Source organism: Dendrosporobacter sp. 1207_IL3150, assembly GCF_036763085.1.
Lineage (GTDB): Bacteria > Bacillota > Negativicutes > DSM-1736 > Dendrosporobacteraceae > JBAIYU01.
This window is the reverse complement of the sequence record NZ_JBAIYU010000020.1, coordinates 1-2400: the sequence shown is the minus strand read 5'-3', so window position 1 is coordinate 2400 and position 2400 is coordinate 1. Positions and strand designations below refer to the sequence as shown.

The window sequence follows — 2400 nt, the reverse complement described above, 5'->3', positions numbered from 1 at the left end:
AATGTTTTTAGCAACTAAAAAGTTGACCACTTTGATAGCGTAAAAGTTGACCACCATATACTAAGCTAATTATTCTGTGACCGTTGTTTAAAACGGTAAGACTCACCTTCAAACAGTAGTATATGGGAGTGATGTGTTAGCCTGTCTAATAAGGCCCCGGTAAGTACCGGATCAGCAAACACTTCAGCCCAGCGACTAAAATCAAGATTAGTAGTAATTATTAAACTAGTCTTTTCATACATCTCAGCGCAAAACTGGAATAATAACGGCCCACTAGGGCCTAAACCGACATAACCGAGCTCATCCATTATAATTAAGTCGAAATTCCGCCAACTTTTAAGATATTTGGGTAAGCGATATTCTGAGTTTGCCAGTAGTAATTCTTGCATTAGTGTTACAATGGGGATAAACCGCACTTTAAAACCTTCTTTGATAGCATTTATTCCAATGGCTGTGGCAAGATGTGTTTTGCCAGTGCCGCTGTTACCAAGGCAGATAATATTTTCTCTCTTTTTGATAAAGTCACCTTGAGTTAAAGTTAATACTTGTGGTTTTGCTATACTTGGTACGTTTGTAAAATCAAATTCATCTATCGTTTTAGTGCTTGGGAACCTTGCGTTGGCTAGCATTGTCCTCAAGCGATTTTCTTTTCTTGAGCGTATCTCTTCAGTTAAGCATGCTGCTAGGAAGTCTAAATACGTTCTATTGTTAGATTCACTTTCCCGAATTAACTCAGGATAAGCTTTCTTAAATCCAGGCATTTTTAGTTCCTGCAAATAGATATCTATCAAGCCCTGAACCGGACTACTCATATCGATATCCCCCTTGGTGCTAAGCTGTCGTACATCGTAAGGTCAGGAAATCGTGCTCGATAGTTTTCTAGATATATAGGTAAGTCTACTTTTACTGCAGCGTTTTCTGGTGGGTTGCTATTTGTAATTAAATGCCTAACATAGGCAAAGCTTAATTGATTCATTTCCATAGATTTAGCTACAGCAGCTGTTATTGTTTCTTCCTTAAACTCTTTAAACAGACCTAATATTTTAACAAGTTCATACTGGGTTTGATTTGTAGCATTTAAAAGTCTGCGGGCTTTATCCCAAATTGGTCCTAATCGTCTGACAAAGATTGCTTGATCGACAGCTCGAGGTTTTTTCTCTAACACCGGTAAATAGTGTTCGACTTGGGTCAGCACTTGCCTCTGGTCATAGCACCTTATATGTTCAGCGATGATTTTGTCTCGACTTAAAATGATAACCTTGTTCCATAATGCTTTAATATATACTGCTTGCCCAACATAAGCGCAGGGCACTGAGTAGTGGTTACGATCAAATGCAATTAAACTTCTGGATGATACAATAGTCGATCTAATACTTGCACATACATAAGACTGCATCGGCAGTGGTTGAAGATGACTTTTTTCTTCTTCCCATTTTAGACTTCTGAGCTGACGCTCCTTATTGCACCATCCTTTAAGATGGCTATTAAGCTCCTCAAAACTATCCCAACCAATATCAGGTACTAGCGCATTTCTCCGTACATAGCCAACTAAATTTTCTACAGAACCTTTTTCATTACCCTTAGCCGGGTTGCAAAACTTACTGTCAAAAAGATAGTGAGCCCGTAGAGCAGAAAACAGAACATGCTCTTGGCGTTCGTGCTTATCGAGTCTTTTTACTACAGCAGTTTTTAAATTGTCATAAACACATTCTTGCGGTACGCCACCAAGCCACTCAAAGGCCATTTGATGTCCGGCTAAAAAGGCTTCAATCTTTTCTGTTGGGAATGCTGCTGCAAAAGCTACACCGCTTGCTCTTAATCTAAAGCAAAAGATGTTTACCCTTGTTAATGTGCCGCCAACGGTTAAGAATGCTTTACCCCAGTCTATCTGAGCTTGTTCGCCATAATCTGCTGTTAGTGGAATAAATACTTCCCGTGGTTTTGATTTTACTATATTAATGTATCTTCTAACGGTTGACTCTGCGCCTGTGTAGCCGTACTCATTTACTAGTCGATCAAATATTCTTCTGGCAGTATGCCTCTGCTTAGGTGGGCTTGTTTCATCATCTTGTAGCCATTTTTTGATTAGTTCATGGTATTGGCCTAATACTGGAGAGGCCTTTGGTTTTCTTAGGTTATATTTAGGTACATCTGTCGAGTTAATTGCTTTTCTTATTGCTTGACGTGAGATTTCTAATGTTTTTGATAGTTTTCGTATTGACCACCCTTCCCTAAAATGCTTCTTTTTGATAAACTCAATATCGACCATCTTTAACAACGCCTTTCCTCCCGTAAGCCAGTTTCTCGTCAATTCTAGCTTACAGGAAATGTTGTGAAGGTGGTCAACTTTTTTGTTATCATTTGGCACTTAGGTGGTCAACTTTTATGTTAGCAAAAACA

2 protein-coding genes are annotated in these 2400 nt (G+C 38.9%); both read right to left on the bottom strand.

Annotated features, from left to right (window positions below; all coding sequences use genetic code 11):
* Positions 1–65: 65 nt before the first annotated feature.
* Positions 66–812 (bottom strand): IS21-like element helper ATPase IstB, encoded by a 747-nt coding sequence (istB, locus tag V6C17_RS11100; protein ID WP_333522646.1) that lies wholly within the window; start codon positions 810–812, stop codon positions 66–68.
* Complete coding sequence (gene istA / locus V6C17_RS11095) at positions 809–2269, bottom strand: IS21 family transposase (RefSeq protein WP_333522647.1); 1461 nt, start codon at positions 2267–2269, stop codon at positions 809–811. Before istA ends, istB begins: the two co-directional genes overlap by 4 nt.
* Between the last annotated feature and the right edge of the window lie 131 nt (positions 2270–2400).